Origin of the sequence: Myroides odoratimimus (assembly GCF_038039805.1) — a bacterium.
In the GTDB taxonomy this organism is placed as follows: Bacteria; Bacteroidota; Bacteroidia; order Flavobacteriales; family Flavobacteriaceae; genus Flavobacterium; species Flavobacterium odoratimimum_B.
The window spans coordinates 1-20882 of the sequence record NZ_JBBPHK010000030.1; the positions used below are offsets into that span (position 1 = coordinate 1).

Here is a 20882-nt window from a genome sequence, read left to right on the forward strand (position 1 = left end):
CTAAATAAGTTACTGCAAAAGTAACAGCAAGTTATGTTTTGAGGCACTCGAAATTGATATTCGAGCTTTCAAAACGACTTGCTCTTGCAGAGGGCTGGAAAACTACTCCAAAGTCGATAGTTTTTTGTTTAAATAGTAGATAGACTCAAAATATTGAGGAGTTTACGGATTTCCAAAATATAGATTAAGAAAATTATGCTATGTTTGAAAAAATATTATTTCACTATGTACATTATGTAAACAATTTTAGTTTAGATAGTTTTGCTATTCGTAATAAGATTGCTTGGTAAGTATTTTTATTGAGTGAGTAGTTAAGAATGAGGTGCTTATGTTACAAAATTCTAGTTTTGTGAGTGCTTTTTGGAAATAAAAAATCGCAATGCCAAGTGTAACGAGGGATTAGTTTTTCTTTGTATCAATATACCCTGTTTGGGATCTATAATCCTTCTCCTTAATCCATCTTGATTATCAAAAGCTTATAAACATAATACCTAATTTTACCCCCAAGAATGTAAAGTTGTTTTTCTTTTATGTCTTTTATTTAAGTAAATTAGCCTAATAGAACTTTTCATGTCTATTGATTTAAAAAGACAAAACCTATTTTAACAAATAAACTCTAATGAAAGTAAAAAGTAATATTCCTTATAAATATGTAGAAAGCTATGGCAGACTTGAAGAAATTATAGATTCTACAGAAGTTTTTGAAAAAGTAAGTGTAGTACCTAATTCTGAAAGCTTAACCTATAAAAATGGCTATTACATTGATTGCTATTCAATATTTATTGATATTAGAGAATCTTCTAAACTACCAGATAAATATCAAAGACCTACTCTTGCAAAGATATATAGAGCATATATTTCAGAGATTGTTGCAATTTTTCAAAGTTACCAAGAATGTAAAGAAATTAATATCGTTGGAGATAGTGTTTGGGCGATTTTTGAAGCAAATACTAAAATTGATGTTTTAAAAGTTTTTTCAGCAGCTTACACGAGTCAATCATTGATTCATTTTTTAAATTATAAACTGGAGAATAAAAAAATTGATCAAATTAAAACAGGGATTGGCATTTCAAAAGGAAGGGCTTTGATGATAAAAGCTGGGTTTAAGGGAAGTGGTATCAATGATATAATTTATATGGGACAAGTGGTAAATAGGGCTAGTAAACTATGTTCCAAAGCAAATAAAGATGTCCAATATGGTCTCGTTATTGATAATGATACATATAATGCTCTTGAAGGGTATGATAATGATTTAGGTAGCTTATATCAAGATATGTTTGAAAAATCGCCTGAAGATTATTATTATGGCACTATTATACGTGTAGATATGGATCAGTGGTTAGCTATGAAACAAAAATAATTCTTTATTAATACAAAAAGACAGCTTATGGAAAAAATAACTTATACTTTAGAGTCATTTAAAAATATTCAAGACTTAATTAAATTTGCTGATCAAAAAGCAGGAGCAATTCTTATTATTGTTGGTTTAATTTTTAATTCGATAGTTAAGTGTTTTGAAAATCAAACAATTGCTATTGACAATTTATCCTGTTTAAGTTTTGCTACATTTATTTTTGGTTTGATCTCAATAGTAATTTTATTCATTATCCTATATTTTACTATTTTCGAAATATTAAGACCTCGCTTTGCGACAAACTACGAATCTGATTCATGCTCAACTTTTTATTTTGAGCATATTGCTGTGAACACAGAAAAATTAAAGGAAAAATATAGTGATATCAAGGAAGATGATATGCTTAAAGATATTCTAGACCAAAAAATAGAAATTGCTAAGATTTTAACCAAAAAAAATAAAAATCTAAAAAAATCTTTTTCTTGGTTATTTGTATTGGTTGTAACCTCAATCATATTTATTTTACTATCAAACTTATTATAAATGGCATTAAAAGACGATATAAAATCAAAAGTAAAGGCAATACTTGATGAGAAATTTACTGTAACTGATGTTACTTATATTCCAAAAATTGATGACCAAAAATTGACTTTTGGTAACACAGGATTAAAATTCAAAGGATCTTCATTATTTATTGATCTTCGTGGTTCAACTAATGTATTAAATACCCATAATAAAACTACTGTTGGAAAATTACATATGGCCTTTTTTCATACCATAGTAAAGATAGCAAATAGTCACAATGGAAATGTAAGAAGTTTTAATGGTGATAGTACATTAATCTTTTTTGAAGGAAACTTGAGGTTTACTCTGTCTACAGCTGTTAGGTGTGCAATGGAAATAAAATATATGATTGATAATTCGCAAGGAGGTATAAATGAACTCCTAAAAAAGTATTCAAAATTAGATTTTGGAATAGGAATTGATCATGGTGAAATTTTATGTACAAAAGTCGGAATAGGGGGAGAACATAATAGAGATATCTTTTGGATTGGTAATCCTGTAAACAAATCTACAGTTTTAGGAGATGCTAGTAAAGCTCCTTATCATATTGCGATATCTGGATATGTATATTCCAACCTTTTAGATTGGGCAAAATATCACACGAAAACAAATGCATGGGGACAAGAAGAAAAGGTAGATATGTGGACGCGTGGAATTTTTACATATAATGGAAAGAATGAATATTTCTATTATACTAGTTATTTTTGGAGAGTATAAAAATGGTTTTGTATATCTCATTAACTAAAATTAGAAATTAAACGATGTCTATAAAGTACGTTTTATTTAATAAAATCGACCTAAGTACATCACAAAAAACTAAAGCAATTGATATTTATTCATTCTTAGAAAGTAATAATCTTGACAGATTGACAGCTTCTGCACATCGATTAACTTTAAAAGGAAAATCTTTAAGAACTAGAAAAATTTAGTGAATTTTAGTTTTTGCTTTATTGTCAAATTCTGTTGATACTTTAGAAAAATTCACAGACTTTACTTTGCATAGAGCAACGATAAATAGACAAATGAGTCAGATCCTTGCTAATTTGGGTATTTCGGTTGGGTCACTCCACCTATTTCAGTCAAATGGTACCACTTTAAAAGTCTCTATAAATATACTGATTATTATCTCAAAATCAATATTAAACAGTATATTTGACATCGAATCAAATGATTCCAATCATAGCATAAAACTTTCGGAATAAGGTGCTTACTACAATTCAAAAAAGTGAACATCCCTATTTATAAGACATACAAAGTAAAAGAGACTAACCCTCTTTCTCCGCTGAAAAGCCCGATAACACTAGTTATTGGGCTTTTTTTATGTACTTGTGCACCTAGTATGCACCCTCCAAACAAATGAATCAGATGCAAAACATTCTTGATTCGGTGCATAAATAAATATCTAAGTGATGCACACCTTTCAACGTAGCAAAACTAGAATCATATCCAAGATAAAAAAATCAGTAAGGGAATAGTCTTAGTGAGCCTTCAAAACATAATAATGAAATCTCTAAATGTGTACCTAGAGCGTATACTATAGGTATAAATGAAAGATACATAATTGCAAAATCTCATGTTAGAGAATATATCCGTTATGTGTATGGTAAAGAAGATATAGAGTTTAGAGAATTCAATTATGAGTTTGTAATTGGCTATGAGCACTATTTAAAGACCGTTAGAGCATGTTTTAATAACACAGCTATGGTATGTCTCAAACTTTAAGAAGGTTGTTCTACGAGCAGTTGCTAAGGGAATTATTTCTTCTAATCCTTTTGCACACTACAAACCTAAAAAGACGAAGCTCAATAAGAAACCTTTAAGTAAACAAGAACTATCAATTTTAGAAAACAAAGAATTTACTAATGAGAGATTACCTAATGTAAGAATAGTTCATAACATCTAATCCTCTATGTTAGAAGAATTAATGTACTCCTAATTTAAAAATGATGCTATAACTACTGTATATTATAGGTGTCTGAGTACTTTTTTCTGCACTATTGTTAGTACAAATTAATTTAAAATCTATAATATAATCTAAAGTTGTAATTTTTATAACTTATAAAATATGTTATATTAGTGTTATTTATTTAATATTTTTTCTATTTCAGTTGTTTATTTGTAATTATTTATTTTAACTTTAAGTTAAATTTTTTTTAAATGTTTGTTATTTTTGTGTATTTTTGATTAACTAAATAAATAATAATTTATGATTTCAAAAAAACTAAGTAGCTTCACAGCTATTGTTCTTTCAATGTTTAGCATGAGTCTCTATGCGCAAAATGAACAAAAAGAAAACCGATTCAAAGTAGGAATCGATTTAGGGTATACTAATACCTCATTAGATGCTAATATTTCGAATTTAGTCGACTCCAAGTATAATTCTCGTGGAGGTTTTGGTGTTAATGTTTCTGCAGAAATGAATGTATGGAAAACTTTATTTGTATCTACAGGAGTTTCTTATCTACAAAGAAATTATGAATTTGAGAGAACTGGTTCTCGTGAAGGATGGTATTCTAAGTATAGTAACGATTTTATTTCAGTACCATTATTAGTAGGGGGATATATTTTAAATAACCCATATAAAACAAATGGTGTTTGGGCTAAAGTAGCTGGGGGAATTTATACAGAGTATTGGGCAAAAATGAAAACAAAAGGTCAGTATCCTGTATTCTCAGAGTTACAAGCTGATGGATCATTTAATTATACTACTGTTTCTGAAAAGTACGATTTTAAGAAAAATGAAAATCAATTACGTAGACTATCTATGGGATTACAAGGACAAGTACAAGTAGGTTATGCAATTGATAAAATAGATGTGTATTTAGGTTATAATTATCTTTATGGTTTAACAGATACTTATAAGTATGACAGCCCTGGAAATAAAAAGAGCACTAGAGATTCACATATGATTTCTATAGGAGCTGCATATAAATTTTAATAAAATCACATACGATGAAAAGAATAAAAAGAAAAATAACAATATTTAGTTTATCTATACTATCATTATCATCTCTAACAGTTTTGAATTCATGTTCTTCTGATGATATTACAATTACTGATCCTAGAAGGTTTACAGCAAACGATATTAATTCGTATGCAGATCTTTTTGAAGTTTTTTGGAAAACAATGGATCAACAGTATAATTACTTCTATGAGCAGAAGGATCAAGGTGGTTTAGACTGGGATAATGTATATAAGACATACTATCCTAAATTTGCAGCTCTACAGACTTATGGTAGACCTAATGAGGATGACGGGCAAATAAATGAAGATTACTTAGCAGCCTCTCAATATTTCAAAGAGATTATGCATCCGTTAATTGATCGCCATTTCTCTGTAAAAATTCAGTTCCCTGCAACAAATAAGAGCATAATTAGAACAGTTACTTTTTATGGTGGAATGCTTGATGAAGATACTCCTAATGTATATCCATTTGCAGAGAAATATGGCTATATGAAAAATAGAGTAGATGGTAATGCTTTTATGTCTAATAGATCTGGTTTAGGTATTATTGCTGGAAATTTGATTTCTAATCCAGATATTTACTATTTGTCTTTTAGCCAGTTTGCTGTAACTAATAATTTTAAAATTACTTTAGCAGACAAATATTTAAATCCAGGAAAAGGTAATGCTTTATTATTAACTGAGGACATTTTAGAAGCTAGAGAAGAACTAAAAGCTATTAAAGATGTTAATATGCGTAATGCTATTAAACAAGTAACCTTTGATTTACTAAAAGAATATAATGCATATTCTGAGTCTAATGCTTATAAAGCATTTATGGAAGAGGTAGTTAAGTTTAATCAGACAGAAATAGTAAGCAATGAATTAATGCTATCAGCTCAAAATGCGTTAAGAGAATATAATGCATTACCTAAATATGATGTAATCACTCCGTATGGAGCTTTATATAATGCTCATACAGCTGATTATGTAGGTGCTTTTATTAGTCTTATGAATAATCACGTTAATTTTGGATATAATTTCCCTGAGTTAACAAGAGCTCTAAGTCAAGTTTTAACAAGAGGAGAGTTTTATCAAAAATTCTTAAACCCATTACATACAGGAGAAATCAAGAAAATTATAATTGATTTACGTTCTAATGGTGGTGGGGCTGTTGTAGATGCACGTTTTATTTCAGATCGTTTTATTACTAAAAACGCCGTTTTTGCATACCAAAGAACAAGAGAAGGAAATGGTAGATTTAACTATACTCCATGGGTAGAAGCTAAGACTAAACCTCATAATTTTGGAATCCCAAAGGATATTCCTATTGCTATCTTAACAGATAAAAATAGTGCGAGTATGTCTGAGATAACTACAATGATGTTAAAATCTCAAGGAAATCAAGTTGTTAGTGTTGGTGATTACAGTGCGGGAGCGACAGCTGGTTTAGGTACAGTAGATGATTTTAACGGAGGAACTAGAGATGAGATTGCAGAAGGTAAATTAACATTCTATATGCCATTATTAGCAATGAAAGATGCTGATGGGGTAGTAGTAGAAGGAGTTGGTGTTAAACCAAATATTTATGTAACTCCACCTACAGATAGTGAGTTGGAAGAAATGACTTCTCTTAATTTTGTGGATAGAGTTGTAAATGAAGCAATTAAGTATTTAAGTTCTAAATAATAATTAAGTAAAATAAAAAAGCCTCAAATAAGAATTATCTTTTTGGGGCTTTTTTTATTGTCGCATAAGTATTAGATAGTTAATTGTTTTTTAGATTGGGATAAATGCGTGATATAACGTAGAGAAGGGATCTGTTTTTCTTAGATAAAATTAAGTGAACTGAGTATAATAAATAAACTAGAAAAACTACCTTTGCTTCATGAATAAAGCAGAAATACTTAAAAACTTAAATATTGAAGCATTAAATGAAATGCAAATTAAAGCATTTGATGCAGCTCAGAAGAATCCTAATATCATTCTTCTTTCACCTACTGGCTCAGGAAAGACAGTGGCATTCTTAATGCCTTTATTAGAGAAGTTAGACCCTACTGTCAAAGGAGTACAAGCAGTTATATTAGTGCCAACTAGAGAGCTTGCTCTACAGATAGAATCAGTATTTAAGAAAATGGGAACACCATTTAAGATTAACTCTTGTTATGGAGGACATTCTACTAAAACAGAAATAAAGAATTTTAGTACGCCACCTGCGGTATTAGTGGGAACACCAGGGAGAGTTGCTTTTCACATAGAAGAATTCTCTTTTAATACAGAGACAGTGACTAGTTATGTAGTGGACGAGTTTGATAAAGCTTTAGAAATGGGGTTTCAGACAGATATGGATTATATTATAAATTCGTTTGAACATATTTCTTTCAGAATGCTTACATCAGCTACTGCTTTAAAGAAGATTCCTGAGTTTACAGGTATAGAGAATCCTGAGCGTATCCATTTTTTAAAGAAGACAGAAGTAATGCCTGATTTAACTTTTAGTCAGGTTATCTCTACTGCAGAAGAGAAATTAGAAACTGTAATTAAACTTATCGGGAAGATAGGAAAAGATACTATTCTTATTTTCTGCAACCATCGTGATGCAGTAACTCGTATTAGTGAGACATTGACTAAGAAAGGAGTGGCTAACAGTGCTTTTCATGGAGGAATGTTACAAGAAGATCGTGAGCGTGCTATCATGAAGTTTAGAAATAAGAGTTGTCATATTCTTATTGCTACAGATTTAGCAGCTAGAGGACTTGATATTCCTGAGATAGGACATGTGATTCACTATCAGATACCACCTAAGGAAGATGCGTTTATTCACCGTAATGGACGTACTGCGCGTATGAAAGCATCTGGTAAGGCTTATGTGATGATTACACGTGACGAAAATATTGAATTTATCAATCCAGATATGCCAATAGAAGATCTTGAAGGAAATTATACTATTGATAATAAAACAGACTTTAAAACTATCTATATTAGTGCAGGTAAGAAAGATAAAGTGAACAAAGGGGATATTGTAGGGTATCTAATTAAGACTGGGGGCCTAACGAAAGAGGATATAGGAGTGATAGATGTGCGTGATACACAGGCTTTCGTAGCTGTAAATACTAAGAAAGTAAAGGCTTTATTGACAGCACTTGTAGATACAAGACTAAAAAATAAAAGGGTCAAAATAGAGATTGCTAGAGACTAGCTAAAAAAATGCTTTGATATAGGTAATAGTATCAAAGCATTTTTTTTAAGTAAATTTCATTCTATGGCGTGGAAGATTGATCTCAGAAGCTTTAGGATAGGGCTGGCGATGTGTAAGACTTACATCTTCTCTAACCTTTGATTCTGTGGTTTGATTGTGTTCATCGTCATAGTGGTAGCGAGGATCAGTAATAAAAGGCAATCTGGCCATTTTTAAAATCTGTATATTAGGGAAGTGATATTCTACTTCGACAGTTCCTAATAGTAAATAACATCCGCCACCAGCAAATGGATACTCTTCTAAACTATCAGGGAAGTGTACAGTGTCAAAGTAATGACCATTTGCATCTATCCAAGTACCGAAGTACATACTCCCTCTAGAAGTAGGCACATGCTTACGAGCAATTAAGTAGCCTAGCATTCTTACTGTTTTTTTGTGATAGTGTAATAAATCACAGACCATTACATCTCCTCTGAACTTCGTTTTTAATAGGTCAAAAGGCATACAAGAAATAGGAAAACCTAATAACTCCAACTCATCAAATGCATCTTCATATACAGAGCGCTTTAAGGTAGGGAAGGTATATTCTTGTATGGGCTCTTGTAATAATGTAAGTGTAGGAGTTAGTTCTCTTTTGCTCAAGAGTAGTTTAGCTTGAATTAGTAACTCATTCTTTTGTTTGCCAAAGGATTGAAAAGCGCCTATAAATATCAGTTTTTGTAACGACTCTATAGCTATTGGAATGCGTTGGATAAAGTCGAAAAGAGATTCATATTTGCCATTTTCTTTTCTCTCTTTTAGAATAGCTTTAAGCAATTCTATATTTAACCCTTCGATAAGTTTTAGCCCTAAGAATAAATCTTTACCTATTAAAGTAGTCTGGAGTTCGCTAGAATTAATGCAGGGAGGTAATACATTCGCGCCTGACATGGCAGCCTCGTGTATATAAACTTCTGTACGGTAGAAGCCTCCTTCATTGTTAATGACTGCTGTTATAAATTCTAATGGATAATAAGTTTTGAGATATAAACTTTGATAACTTTCTATAGCATAAGACGCAGAGTGTGCTTTACAAAAAGAATACCCAGCGAATGATTCTATCTGTCTGTAAATTTCTTCACTTAGTACTCTTGGATGTCCTTTGTGATCACAATATTCAAAGAATCTATCTTTCACAGCCTGTAATCCTGCTAATGAACGACTTTTACCACTCATAGCTCTACGTAGAATATCTCCATCAGTAGCAGGCAATCCACCATAGTGTAACGCTATTTTGATCACATCTTCTTGATAGACCATGATGCCATAGGTTTCGCCTAATTGTTCTTTAAATACAGGATGAAAGTATTCAAATTCATTAGGATGATTATGACGATATATATATTCTTGCATCATTCCACTCTGTGCTACACCTGGGCGAATAATTGAAGAAGCAGCTACTAAAACCTTGTAATTATCACATTGTAGTCTTCTTAATAAACCACGCATAGCAGGACTTTCTATATAAAAACAACCAATGGTATTACCTGATTTTAGCTGTTGATTACACAATTCTTCATCCTTAGATAAAGAAATGTTTCGAATATCCACTTCTATACCTTGATTTTGAAGAATGAGCTCAGTAGCTTCATTTATATGACCAATACCGCGTTGGCTGAGAATATCAAACTTGTCAAAACCGATATCTTCAGCAGTATGCATATCAAATTGTACAACAGGGAATCCTTTAGGAGGGAAATCTAATGCGGTATAGGTGGTGATAGGCTCTTCAGAAATTAAGATACCACAAGCGTGCATAGTACGTTGATTAGGAAATCCTTCTAATAGTTGCCCATATTGATGAATGAGAGATACGATACTATTCTTCTCATGACATTCTATAGGGTTACGCGTTAGTGTATCTAATTCATTCTTAGATAATCCATATACTTTTCCTATTTCTCGAATAATAGAACGATATTTAAAAGTAGATACAGCCCCACAAAAAGCGACACAATCCTTTCCATATCGAGTGAAAATGTATTGAAGTATATCATCTCGCTGATTCCAAGACCAGTCAATATCAAAATCTGGTGGAGACTTTCTATTCTGATTTAAAAAACGTTCGAAGTATAAGTCTAACTCTAAAGGGCATACATTGGTAATGCCTAAGCAGTACCCTACTATGCTATTCGCACCACTACCACGGCCGATGTGCATATAGCCTTTGCTATTACTATATTGAATAATATCCCAAGTGATTAAGAAATATCCCTCAAAGTTGAGTTGATCGATAACGCTAAGTTCTTTAGCTAATCTTTCTTTGGCTTGTATATGATCTGGACCATATATTTTGATCATACCTTCATTGGCTAGTTTTTGTAATAGATTTTGATCGCTAATTTTATCTTCAGTATAATACTTTTTATTTCTAGGAATTTTAAAACAAAAAGAATAGTTACATTCATTTAGTAATTGTTTTGTGTTTTCTACAAGTGTGGGATAAGTATTAAATTCAGCTATTAAGTGGTTTTCAGTCTTAAAGTAGTCGTTTGGGGAAGCACAATCTTTCTCTGACAATTTAGAGAGTAAGGTGTTTTTATCTATAGCTCGTAAAATACAGTGTAATTTATATTCTTCTTCGTTGAGATGATTAACTGTATGTAGTGCGATTAGCTTGTTCATTAAGGGTTTCCATTTCTCAGCATAGAGTAAAGAAAGTTGATTACTTCTTACGCCGATATATTCCCATTCTTTTAATGAATGAGATACAGATGAGAAAGGATAGATTACAAAACAATTTTGAAAGTCTGGAGCAGAAGAGGAGATTGTTGTATTTCCTTGATTTATAATTGTTAAGAATTGACCTATTTCACTAAATCCTTCTTGATTCTTAGCGAGTAGAATATAGTGTAATTCATTTTCTGTTCTAATTTCTGTTCCTATAACGGGCTTGATGGACTTAGCTTTACAAGCAGTCATAAACTCATATACCCCACTGAGGTTATTGATGTCAGTAAGAGCCATTGTACTTATATGATGTTGTTCACCTAATTGTACAAGGCGCTGTATAGGAATAGTCCCATAGCGCAAACTATAATATGAATGGCAGTTTAATAGCATTTTTTTTTGTGATGTTGTGATGTTGTGATGAATGCCCTTGCACGCCGGCTAGGCACTTTCTTAATGCTTGCCCCTGTGATGATGTGCCGATATAACGTGATATACATACTGAAGGGCGTAGCCAAAAATTCCTAATTCCTAATTCTCAATTCCCTAAAAGGGACTCTCACTATTCTCTTGTTTTTAAAAAAGCGCCTGAACACCTTGCTACAGCATTTATTCCATAACGCTTTTTCATTCTATCCATCGCTTGATAGAGAGCCATCATTTCTTCAGTATCTTCAAATAAATTCATTTGATATGTTCCACGTACAAGTCCACTGAATTGAATACCAATGAGACGAAGACGCATTCTTCTTTGGAATACCTTATCAAATAATTCGTGTACAATATGAATCAAGGTATGATCTGCAGATGTATAGGCTATTCTAGTTTGTTTAGTCTCTGTATCAAAATTAGTATAGCGTATTTTGACAGTAATGATAGAGGTAAGCCATTCTTCAGACCGAAGTTGATAAGCAAGTTTTTCTACCATACCTGTAAAGATAGCTTTGAGCATAGGAACGTCTATGGTATCTTGCTCAAAAGTGTGCTCTGACGAAATAGACTTCCTCTCTCTATAGGGTTCTACGGGGGTGAGGTCTATTCCATTTGCTTTTTTCCATAAATCTATTCCATTTTTACCCAGCAATTTTTGGAGTATTTGATACGGCATTTCAGACAGCGTTTGTATATTCCGAATACCAATGCGAGAGAGTAAGGTATAACTAACTTCTCCTAACATAGGTATTTTTCGTATAGAGAGCGGATTGAGAAAGGGGCGTACTTCAGGAGCTGTAATGTTAAGTGCTCCTTTAGGTTTAGCTTCTCCTGTTCCTATTTTAGAGACTGTTTTATTGATTGATAAGGCATAGCTCAGAGGTAATCCAGATTCTTGTTGAATAGTTTGTGTTAATTCTTTAATCCAGAGTGCAGCCCCAAAGAATTTGTCCATACCTGTCAGGTCGAGATAGAACTCATCTATACTTGCCTTTTCCATGACAGGAGCTTTCTCTGTAATAATATCAGTCACTAAGTGAGACATTTTTGAGTATAATTGCATATCTCCTTTTCTGATGATAGCCTGAGGACATAGCCTAGTTGCCATACGAATCGGCATGGCAGATCGCACTCCGAACTGCCTTGCTTCATAAGAGCAGCTAGACACCACCCCACGATCTCCACCACCTATAATGATAGGTAATCCATTGAGAGAAGAATCTATTAAACGCTCACAAGACACAAAAAAGGTGTCTAAATCTAAATGTGCAATCGCCCTTTCCATAATAGAAATAATTAAAAAATCTTGTACGAAATTACTATCTATGTTAGCAATTATATGTATATTTGATGCTATAAATAATAGCAAATGTCGTTTTTATCAGATAATATAAGGTATTTACGTGCCCAGAAGACTATGTCTCAACAAAAGGTGGCTGATGAGTTAATGATAACTCGTGCACGTTATTCAAAGTATGAAGAAGGAGCCTCTGAGCCACCTTTAGAAGTATTATTGCGTATTTCGCGTTTCTTTCATGTCAGTGTAGATTTGATGATTTCTGTTGATCTGCGCAAAGTTCCTATGCAAGATTTACTAAAGCTTGAGGACAATCGTATTCTACTACCTATTATGGTTGACCCTCATGGTAATAACTTTATCGAAATTATTCCTCATAAGGCTAGAGCAGGATACTTGACAGGATATGCAGATCCTGAATTTATTCAAAATCTAGATCAGATATCACTCCCTTTTTTAAAAGAAGGAAAGTATAGAGCCTTTCCCATAGAAGGAGATTCTATGCCTCCACATCAAGAGGGGTCTTTTATTATTGGTAGTTACATTGAGCGTCTAGATTATACCCGAAATGGACATACTTATATCATTATTACAGCAAATGAAGGGGTAGTGTATAAACGGGTATATCGCATAGATGAAGAGACACTAGAGTTACACTCAGACAATACCTTTTATGAGCCTTATCGAATCAAGGCGTATGACGTATTAGAGATCTGGGAGTATGCGAGTAGTATTGCTACAGAAGAGTTTAAACCAGAAGATCTAGGAGAACCAGATACTAAGGCGATGTTCCAAGAGATTAGACATATGCTAGGAGAGGTCATTAAGAAAGTAAAGTAGACAGCTAAATAATTACGAATTTCAAATTGCGAATTATTCAGACTTGCCTATAATGTTATATATATGCTATTGACGCACAACAGTAGGGATGACTACTATACGCCCAGCCTAGCGCATATCACCTTATGCCATAGACAATACTGTCAACTGTAGAGTGTCAACTGTAAACAGATTACTGTTTACCATACACTAAAGCAAAAGCCATTACTCTATTAAAAGTAATGGCTTTTATTTTTATTAGTAGAATTGTCTACAATAGATTAGGGATAAAATGATCTACCTAATAACACAGTCATCATAGTACATAGCACCTTATACTGTATGTAATATCATAAACTGTAAATTATTAACAGTTAAGTGTAAACGAAAATTATCTATTGATATCAATAAGAATTTTAACTTGTTCTGGATTGCTTACTAAGGCTTCAAAACCATTTGTTACAATCTCGTCTAAACTGATTTTATTCGTTACCAATTTTTCTACTTCCATACGACCAGAATCAATTAAGTTAATCACTTCTGGGAAGATATTTCTATAGGCGATAACCCCTTTTACAGTGATTTCTCTTAATACTTGATCTAAAGCATCATGTTGAACTGGTTTTCCGAATAAAGCGACTAATACAGCAGTACCTCCATTACGAGTAGAAGCAATACCTGTATTATAAGAAGCTTGTACACCTGCACAGTCTAAGAATACATTAACTCCTAGCCCACCAGTCAAAGCTTTTATCTTAGCAGGAAGGTCTGCTTCCATAGCATTGAATACGTGAGTAGCTCCGATTTCTTTAGCTTTTTCTAGACGTTTCTCTGCTACATCTGTTACGATTACAGTAGACGCACCAGCTGCTAATGCCGCTTGAGCACATAATAGTCCGATAGGGCCAGCACCAGATACTAATACTGTTTGTCCTACTTTTAGACCACTCTGTAGTACTGAGTATACAGCTACTGCAGCAGGTTCTACTAAAGCACCTTGTTCAAAAGACATCGTATCAGGAATTTTGTGAATCATATAATCTTCTACTACTACATATTTAGCGAATCCACCATTACCAGCTAATCCGATGAAACCTAAGTGTTCTCCTAAATTGTATTCTCCAGAAGCTACAAATGGACTATCAAAGTTTTTATAAATAGGCTCAATTACTACGCGGTCACCTACTTTAATATTTTTCACACCTTCTCCTAATTCTTCAACGATACCTGAAAATTCATGTCCTAAGGTAGTTACCCCTTGATGGCCATTTAATGGATATGGTTTGTCTAATGGAATTAATTGTGGCCCGTGTACATATTCGTGTAAGTCTGATCCACAGATACCCGCATATTGGACTGCTACTTTTACCTGTCCCTTAGCAGGTGTAGGGATTTCTGTTTGTTCTACTCTAATATCTTTGGCTGCATACCAGCGTGCTGCTTTCATTGTACTCATGATAATATTCTTTTTTATGTTTCACTCAAATATACTGAGAAAACTAGAAAATATCCGTTTCCTACTATGAATTGGGTGTTAATTATTAATCAATATTGTGTTATCGTTTTAAGATTGTAAGTGTTTTTAGAGTTATAACTTCTAAAATGGGAGAGATAATATAGTTTGTTAAGTATCTGTGTTTAAAATTTAACTAAAAAAAAGACCTTCATTTTTTTTTATAAATGAATAAGACTAGTAAAATGTATGCTAATCTTATTCTTTTTTCCTTTGTTTTTTTTCTTTTAATCTTCTTATTAGTAATAATAAGGATTGTCAGGTAAAAAATGTGTTTCATTTTTTTATCCTAACTAAATTTTTAATTAGTTGGTATGTAGTTGTTTAGCTGTTTTTTATCAACTATTTTCATATTCTATTTATACCTTCAGCCTATATACCATCTACCTTCACCCTCAGCTGTTCGACGATTAGTGGACACTTCCTCATATATAGTGGACTACAGAAATATTAGTCGAAGAATGTACCTGCTATTATTCAGGAATTATCCACGAATTGAAAAATGAAATAAAATGAAAAATGACATAAATAAAGGGGGTAGCGGTAGGATTTGATTATCATCATTTTGAACAGAAATAAAGAGTAAAACCAGATAGAGAGTAGAGAGGTTGTTTTTTAGAAATTATTTGATGAGTTAAATAATTGTATTTCTGTATTTTATATCTTGCATGAGAGAGGTGGGGGACTTTCTCACTTCAGGATAAACCCAAAACATAAGATTATGGCAGAAATAAAAGATGGAATATTAGGAGGCGTGCACGGTAGGGTGGGTACAGTAGTAGGATTTATGTGGAGAGGACGTTATTTTATTCGTTCTAGACCGCGCAAATCATATAAAGAAGCAACAGAGTCTCAGATGCTACAACGAAGTAAACTAGGGGTAGTCTCTAGCTTTGTGAGTAAGTTTAAAGACTTTGTCAATGCGCATTATCCTGCTGCCTTACTCAATGATAAAATGGCGACAGGAAAGGAGCAACTTATCTCGATGTTGATGAAAGAAGGGATAGTCAATGTAGATGGAGAACCATGTATCGATATTGCATCAGTATTACTATCTATGGGAGTCCTACCTCCTGCAGTGATTAAAAAGATAAATCTACTAAAGACAGGACGTATTAAGGTACTGTGGGACAATAGTATTACTAATGCGATTACTAAAAATACAGATCGTTTATCTATAGTTGCTTATAGTGAAACATTAGATATGATGTGCGAAATGGAATCAATTGCAAAAAGAGAGGATAAGTATGTGCATTTTGATCTACCCAAAGAGTGGAAAGAAGGCAATATGCATTTCTGGAGTGTGTGGAAGTCTGCAGACGGTAAATTAATCAGTACTAGTGCTTATCATGGCATTATAGAATTAGGGAAGGGACAGATAGCAGATAAAGAAGAACAGATAGTAGGTAACGAAGGACAGATAGTAGGTAACGAAGGACAGATAGTAGATAACGAAGAACAGATAGCAGGTAATGAAGGGTATATAACAGGTAATGAAGAACAGCTAGCAGGTAACAGGAAACAGGATAAATCATCTAAAAAAAAATGGGCTCCTCCGGGATATTATGCTCGCAAAAATAACATGGTTAAACAAGATGATTCAAGTAAGGAAGAGAGTGATGTACCGCGATCTATTCTAGAGGCGATGTCCCCTAAAAGAGAATGAGAGAAGTCATGGATGCCAGTTTCACGACATCACAGTTTTACAAAAAAGCGATTTCACAATATAACAAAATATTATATTTATAGATTATTATAAATGCAGTACTTTGTACTCGTGTTAATAATTAAATTAAATAGATGAATTTAGCGGCTGTGCTATGGGATGTCAATCCCGAAATGATTAAAATAGGTAGTGTACCTGTACGTTATTACGGAGTTCTTTTTGCCCTAGGAATTATCTTAGGATATAAGATAGTGAGTTATGTTTTTCAGAAAGAACGTATACCACAGGTGTATTTAGATAAACTACTTTTATATATTATCGTAGGTACAGTATTAGGAGCTAGATTAGGACACTGTTTATTTTATGAGTTTGATTACTACATGCAGCATCCCTTAGAGATCATCATCCCTTTTGCTAAGGTAGATGGGGTGTATCAGTACGTAGGATTTATGGGATTAGCTAGTCATGGAGGTGCTATCGGAGTACTGCTAGCGATCTATTTATACTGTCGTAAGTATGAGATAGGCGCGTTCTGGATTTTGGATAGAATAGCCTTAGGAGTACCGATAGCAGGAGCATTTATTCGCTTTGGGAACTTTATGAATTCAGAAATATATGGCAAGCCAACGAGTGGAAACTGGGGAGTCATCTTTGCCAATGATGACATGATTCCTCGTCATCCTACTCAGCTATACGAAGCTTCTGGCTATATCTTGACAGGTGTGATCTTGTGGTTTTTATATCGCAGTCAGAAAGTAAAGAATAATGGCGTTATCTTTTCTTATTTTTTAATTCTGATGTTCCTAACTAGATTTGTGTTAGAGTTTTTTAAAGAGAATCAGGTAGCTTTCGAACAAGATATGCTATTGAATATGGGACAGTGGCTAAGCGTTCCGTTTATATTGATAGGAGTATTGATGTTAGTGTTTCAGGATAAGCTGAGGGGAATAAGTCATTATGACGCTCATTCTTTGATAGGAACAACTATAAAAAATAAAGGATAAGAGGTATAAGGATCATGAGCGAATTTGTAGAAGAAGTACACACTTACTGGCGATCTCAGATGGTACAAGGAAGTATTATTCATCTAGATGAGGTGTTTACATTAGTATCTAATCCTAGATTAAAAGAGTTGTATAAGGTCATGATTTTAGAAATGACGAATAAGCATACTATGGCTGTAGTCACTCCTATGGTTGCAGAGATATTAAAGTTAAGAGAATTAGAGGAGTACTCCATCAATGCCCTTAGAGAGGCGATCTCTACCTGTAAGTTAGAATTGCACTCACCAGATTATATTTATTATTTGTTAGATAATAAAGTTCCGCAGCTTATTAGTAGCGTAGATGGGATAGTGATTAGACCCCTGTTTATAGAAACGGATAAAGAGGCGTTTAGACAATTCGAATCTGTGTGCTCAGAAGAAGATCTAGATGGAGCTTATGTTTCTTTAAAGCATTGGATCGTATATGGCGCCTTTGATGGTGATCGACTAGTAGGAGCTACTAGTGTATATCCTTGGGAAGAAACTAAGCTAGTAGATATCGGAGTGATAATAGATGATGCATATAGAGGAAGGACTATCGCGACACGTTTAGTTCAGGCTATTTGTCTAGAGGTGATTGATAGAGGGTATGTACCTCAGTATAGATGCCAGACAGATAATGAAGCTTCTATAGCCTTAGCTAAGGCAGTAGGTTTCACCCTATTCGGACAATGGGAAGCCATAGTCGCAGATGAAGAATAAATAGATAATATAGGATAATAAAAATCCCTCAGTAGCGAGTGTTACTGAGGGATTTTTTTTGTGGGATAGTGATAGGGAATAGCTCTACTATAGTAGAAGAGAGTTATTTATTTATTATTAAGAATATCTGGTATTTTATTGTATTAAAGTAGTTGTTTTTTTTTGATTGCTGAGATATTTTTTGGTTTTATGAGTAATGTAGATGTTTTTTTTACTTCAAAGGATTAAATAGTATTAATTATTTTATTTTTTATTGTTAAATGTGTTAATATTTTTATTAGTTTTGTTTTGTGTTAAGATAATTTGTAGTTGTTATGGGTTGTTTTTAACTGTTTTTGTTTTTGAAAATAATATGAAATAAAAAGAATACTATGAAAAAGAAATTACTTTTTGCAGGTGTTGCATTTATGGCACTGAGTACAATGCAAGCTCAAGATGGAGTAGGTATTGGTAAATCTATCATACCTGATGGGTCAGCAGTGTTAGATATAGGAGCTACTGATAAAGGATTATTGATTCCTCGTGTCGCGTTGACAGGAGAAACAGATGCGACGACTATTAAAGGAGCAGCTCCTAGTTTGCTTGTTTTTAATACAGCAACTGCTGGCGGACTGAAGCCAGGTTATTACTTTTGGTTAGACAATAAGTGGAATGCTTTAGTTTCAAAAACTATAGATAAAACTGATGAAGTATTGACTACATTAGAGATTTCTGCTGACGGAGTACCAGTGGTGTTAACTTATACTGGTGAGGATAAAAAAACAGTGGCTCTACCTGTAGCTGAGAAGTTACAGAAAGATACTGCTTTTACAGCTCATATTCAAAAACTAGTATCTGCCAAAGCAGCAGGAGTTTCTATAAAAGAAGGGGCTGGTATAAAGGTAGATAGTAAAGAAATTGGTACGACAGAAGCTCCTTTAACAGAGTTTACTATATCAGCTGTGCCTTCTGGTATTACTTTAGGAGGTGATGTATCGGGGAATGCCGCTGCTACTACTGTAGGTAAGATTCAGGGTATTGAAGTTATACAACCTGCTGCCACTAATGTTGGAGAAGCTTTAATATATGATGGGACTAATTGGAAAACAGGTAAACCAATCGTAGAAATAAAAGATATCAAGGATAAAGCTGACTTAACAGGTACAGGAGCCATTAAAGTTACTGGTGGTAAAGGTGCAGTATTAGCAGCAACATCACTTGAAATAGAAGCTGAAGGGATTAAAAGTGGTATGATTGGTGCAGGAGAAGTTAAAACTTCTAATATCGAAGATAAAGCTGTAACAGTTGAAAAAATTACTGGAGGAACAGTAGGACAAGTTTTAGTATCTGATGCAAATAAAACAACTAAATGGGTGGATCAGACAGCGATTGTACCTTTGGCACATGATGTGGCATCTGATAACTCTATCTTAGTAGATGGAGGTTCAAAAGCTGTGTTAGCTGCAACAACAATAAAAGTAAATGCATTGGGAATTACTGATGCACATTTAGCTGATAATGCTGTTACTACTGATAAGATAACAGATAGTAATGTTACTAATGTGAAAGTAGCAGCTAATACACTTACTGTAGATAAATTAGCTACAGTAGATACAAATAAAAATATGCATTTGACTACTGATGCAGCAGGTAAGCCTCAGTGGGAGTCTAAGTTTAAGGTAACTACTACAGCAGCTACTACTACAGCGACACCTGTAGCTACAGACGAGGTGATAGATGGTAAGAGAGTCTATACATTTAGAATTAATGATGGTAAGGTGGAAGCACCTACTACAGTACCAGGTCTAACATATAATTCTCAGATTAGCCCTATAACTGTACCAAATATCGATGGAGGTTATGTATTATCTGCTCAAGTATATAATAGTACTAACCAATTATTAGTTGCTAGTGTAGCTGATGTAACTGTTGCTGGTAAGAATGTACAGTTCCGATTTGGTATGACAGGTATGTATAGTACATTACCAGTTGCATCTAATTATACTGTAGTATTAAAATATGTGTCTAATGAGGTAGTAACACCTTAATGGCTATATGAAATAGTTATTAGAAATAAAAAAGCAGTGAATAAATTCACTGCTTTTTTATTATTTAAAATATGAAAAAGGAATGTGTTATTACTGCCTTATTGTTAATATTATCTGCTGTATCCTCTAATGCACAAATAACAATAGGTAGTCAATAAGATTCTAGCTATGAAATATTATTAGATTTAACTCAGATTCCGAGATAGAGATATAAACGAAAAGTAACTATGTAAAAGTATGGTTTTAGAACTACTGAAAGAGGTATGAAGTAGAATTGTTTTGTAGGATTGGCTAATGCAGAGTCTGGGTTTAAAGGAAAGTAACCCTATTTACTGCTATTATGAATTTATTTCCCACGTTACCCTTAGGGTATAGTAAGCAGGAACGAGACATTGCTCATGTAGGGTTAGTGGTGTATAATACAAATGAGAATTTGTCTAGTGCAGCAGGAAAAGGAGTATAGGTGTGGAATGGTAAAAATGGGTATAATGTGAGAAAGACAAAATAGTAATTTCAAACTGAATAGTTAACAGGGATTGTCCGAGTGGCAATCCCTTTTTATATAGTTAGTGTTGGATATTATTTAGCATGTGTAATCCTATGTGATGTAAG

The 20882-nt window shown here is 33.3% G+C and carries 16 protein-coding genes; 13 read left to right on the forward strand and 3 right to left on the reverse strand.

The genetic code is table 11. From position 1 onward, the window contains the following. The first annotated feature begins 619 nt into the window (after positions 1–619). The 7 genes from AABL85_RS15835 (at position 620) to AABL85_RS15865 (ending at position 8060) form a co-directional block, all read left to right on the forward strand. Positions 620–1360 carry an adenylate/guanylate cyclase domain-containing protein gene (locus AABL85_RS15835; RefSeq protein ID WP_341310780.1) on the forward strand — a complete coding sequence of 247 codons (741 nt, stop codon included), beginning with the start codon at positions 620–622 and terminating at the stop codon, positions 1358–1360. A 27-nt stretch (positions 1361–1387) separates the two neighbouring features. After that, complete coding sequence (locus tag AABL85_RS15840; RefSeq protein ID WP_341310781.1) at positions 1388–1897, forward strand: hypothetical protein; 510 nt, start codon at positions 1388–1390, stop codon at positions 1895–1897. Continuing rightward, positions 1898–2635 carry an adenylate/guanylate cyclase domain-containing protein gene (locus AABL85_RS15845; RefSeq protein WP_341310782.1) on the forward strand — a complete coding sequence of 246 codons (738 nt, stop codon included), beginning with the start codon at positions 1898–1900 and terminating at the stop codon, positions 2633–2635. 879 nt (positions 2636–3514) lie between these two features. Then, the gene (locus AABL85_RS15850; protein ID WP_286414906.1) at positions 3515–3640 is read left to right on the forward strand and encodes a phage integrase SAM-like domain-containing protein; all 126 of its coding nucleotides are present in this window, start codon (positions 3515–3517) and stop codon (positions 3638–3640) included. 484 nt (positions 3641–4124) lie between these two features. Continuing rightward, entirely contained in the window at positions 4125–4856 is a 732-nt protein-coding gene (locus tag AABL85_RS15855) for a porin family protein (protein ID WP_286419539.1), read from the forward strand. Between the two features lie 14 nt (positions 4857–4870). Further along, positions 4871–6550, forward strand: coding sequence for a S41 family peptidase (locus AABL85_RS15860; protein ID WP_341310783.1), 1680 nt, complete (start codon positions 4871–4873; stop codon positions 6548–6550). Positions 6551–6749: 199 nt separating this feature from the next. Then, positions 6750–8060: a DEAD/DEAH box helicase gene (locus AABL85_RS15865; RefSeq protein WP_286414909.1), complete on the forward strand. Its 1311-nt coding sequence runs from the start codon at positions 6750–6752 to the stop codon at positions 8058–8060. A 45-nt stretch (positions 8061–8105) separates the two neighbouring features. Here the strand turns inward: AABL85_RS15865 and AABL85_RS15870 are convergent, their stop codons facing one another. Both AABL85_RS15870 and dinB read right to left on the reverse strand, forming a co-directional pair. Next, complete coding sequence (locus AABL85_RS15870) at positions 8106–11162, reverse strand: DNA polymerase III subunit alpha (protein ID WP_341310784.1); 3057 nt, start codon at positions 11160–11162, stop codon at positions 8106–8108. 169 nt (positions 11163–11331) lie between these two features. Continuing rightward, positions 11332–12570 (reverse strand): DNA polymerase IV, encoded by a 1239-nt coding sequence (gene dinB / locus AABL85_RS15875; RefSeq protein ID WP_286414912.1) that lies wholly within the window; start codon positions 12568–12570, stop codon positions 11332–11334. Between dinB and AABL85_RS15880 the strand changes: the two genes are divergently transcribed. Then, positions 12571–13338, forward strand: a complete 768-nt coding sequence (locus AABL85_RS15880; protein WP_341310785.1) for an XRE family transcriptional regulator — start codon at positions 12571–12573, stop codon at positions 13336–13338. It abuts the gene before it with no gap. Positions 13339–13708: 370 nt separating this feature from the next. Here AABL85_RS15880 and AABL85_RS15885 read toward each other — a convergent pair whose 3' ends face one another. Continuing rightward, positions 13709–14773, reverse strand: a complete 1065-nt coding sequence (locus AABL85_RS15885; RefSeq protein WP_286414915.1) for a 2,3-butanediol dehydrogenase — start codon at positions 14771–14773, stop codon at positions 13709–13711. Between the two features lie 778 nt (positions 14774–15551). Between AABL85_RS15885 and AABL85_RS15890 the strand changes: the two genes are divergently transcribed. The 5 genes from AABL85_RS15890 (at position 15552) to AABL85_RS15910 (ending at position 20733) form a co-directional block, all read left to right on the forward strand. Beyond that, on the forward strand, positions 15552–16496 hold the full coding sequence (locus tag AABL85_RS15890; RefSeq protein ID WP_341310786.1) for a DUF6266 family protein: 945 nt from the start codon (positions 15552–15554) through the stop codon (positions 16494–16496). Between the two features lie 134 nt (positions 16497–16630). After that, positions 16631–17500 (forward strand): prolipoprotein diacylglyceryl transferase, encoded by an 870-nt coding sequence (gene lgt / locus AABL85_RS15895; RefSeq protein WP_341310787.1) that lies wholly within the window; start codon positions 16631–16633, stop codon positions 17498–17500. A 14-nt stretch (positions 17501–17514) separates the two neighbouring features. Then, positions 17515–18243 carry a GNAT family N-acetyltransferase gene (locus tag AABL85_RS15900; protein ID WP_341310788.1) on the forward strand — a complete coding sequence of 243 codons (729 nt, stop codon included), beginning with the start codon at positions 17515–17517 and terminating at the stop codon, positions 18241–18243. 371 nt (positions 18244–18614) lie between these two features. Further along, a complete protein-coding gene (locus AABL85_RS15905) occupies positions 18615–20270 on the forward strand; it encodes a hypothetical protein (RefSeq protein WP_341310789.1) in 1656 nt (551 codons plus the stop codon). Positions 20271–20610: 340 nt separating this feature from the next. Then, complete coding sequence (locus tag AABL85_RS15910; protein ID WP_341310790.1) at positions 20611–20733, forward strand: hypothetical protein; 123 nt, start codon at positions 20611–20613, stop codon at positions 20731–20733. Positions 20734–20882: the final 149 nt, after the last annotated feature.

What these genes read in the sequence shown, in the direction of transcription:
- AABL85_RS15860 (WP_341310783.1), top strand. Translation starts at nt 4,871, where the DNA reads ATGAAAAGAATAAAAAGAAAAATAACAATATTTAGTTTATCTATACTA.
- AABL85_RS15890 (WP_341310786.1), top strand. Translation starts at nt 15,552, where the DNA reads ATGGCAGAAATAAAAGATGGAATATTAGGAGGCGTGCACGGTAGGGTG.
- AABL85_RS15870 (WP_341310784.1), bottom strand. Translation starts at nt 11,162, where the DNA reads ATGCTATTAAACTGCCATTCATATTATAGTTTGCGCTATGGGACTATT.
- AABL85_RS15910 (WP_341310790.1), top strand. Translation starts at nt 20,611, where the DNA reads ATGAATTTATTTCCCACGTTACCCTTAGGGTATAGTAAGCAGGAACGA.
- AABL85_RS15845 (WP_341310782.1), top strand. Translation starts at nt 1,898, where the DNA reads ATGGCATTAAAAGACGATATAAAATCAAAAGTAAAGGCAATACTTGAT.
- AABL85_RS15835 (WP_341310780.1), top strand. Translation starts at nt 620, where the DNA reads ATGAAAGTAAAAAGTAATATTCCTTATAAATATGTAGAAAGCTATGGC.
- AABL85_RS15865 (WP_286414909.1), top strand. Translation starts at nt 6,750, where the DNA reads ATGAATAAAGCAGAAATACTTAAAAACTTAAATATTGAAGCATTAAAT.
- AABL85_RS15905 (WP_341310789.1), top strand. Translation starts at nt 18,615, where the DNA reads ATGAAAAAGAAATTACTTTTTGCAGGTGTTGCATTTATGGCACTGAGT.
- AABL85_RS15855 (WP_286419539.1), top strand. Translation starts at nt 4,125, where the DNA reads ATGATTTCAAAAAAACTAAGTAGCTTCACAGCTATTGTTCTTTCAATG.
- lgt (WP_341310787.1), top strand. Translation starts at nt 16,631, where the DNA reads ATGAATTTAGCGGCTGTGCTATGGGATGTCAATCCCGAAATGATTAAA.
- AABL85_RS15885 (WP_286414915.1), bottom strand. Translation starts at nt 14,773, where the DNA reads ATGAGTACAATGAAAGCAGCACGCTGGTATGCAGCCAAAGATATTAGA.
- AABL85_RS15840 (WP_341310781.1), top strand. Translation starts at nt 1,388, where the DNA reads ATGGAAAAAATAACTTATACTTTAGAGTCATTTAAAAATATTCAAGAC.
- AABL85_RS15880 (WP_341310785.1), top strand. Translation starts at nt 12,571, where the DNA reads ATGTCGTTTTTATCAGATAATATAAGGTATTTACGTGCCCAGAAGACT.
- AABL85_RS15900 (WP_341310788.1), top strand. Translation starts at nt 17,515, where the DNA reads ATGAGCGAATTTGTAGAAGAAGTACACACTTACTGGCGATCTCAGATG.